Annotated in this window: 1 protein-coding gene; it reads left to right on the top strand. The window is 74.2% G+C overall.

Features of this window, described 5'->3' with window-relative positions; genetic code table 11:
- Nucleotides 1–335 (top strand): hypothetical protein (locus AOK09_RS30745; RefSeq protein ID WP_063796122.1); only part of this gene is annotated, 335 nt, incomplete at its 5' end.
- Between the last annotated feature and the right edge of the window lie 45 nt (nt 336–380).

Genomic DNA, 380 nt, shown 5'->3' with positions numbered 1-380 from the left:
TGGATCTGCTGCTGGAGTCCGGCCGTGCGCCGAGCGACGTGCTGGTGCTCACCACGGGTGAGGCGCACCCCTGGCAGCAGCACGAGGCCTCGTTCGGCGAGGAGCGCTACTGGGCGCAGCTGGAGGAGGGCGGCGATGTCTTCTACGCCGACGCTCTGACGGCCCGCCCGGTCGGCCGTGAGGTCGTGGTGCTGGCCGTCAACGGCGCTGCCGACCAGGTTGCTGCAGCCCTGGAGAGCGCGCTGGGCAGGGCCCGGACGCTGCTGGTGGTCTGCGGTGACACCGCCGGGGTGCGTGCGCTGGTGGACGGCGCGCCGCAACCCGTGCACGCCTGAGTCCCGCAGCACGCGGGAGAGTGGACGCCCGGCCGCCGTGCGGCC

It is taken from the genome of Peterkaempfera griseoplana (genome assembly GCF_001418575.1).
GTDB classification, from domain to species: Bacteria; Actinomycetota; Actinomycetes; order Streptomycetales; family Streptomycetaceae; genus Peterkaempfera; species Peterkaempfera griseoplana.
This window is presented reverse-complemented; position numbering and strand designations above follow the sequence as displayed.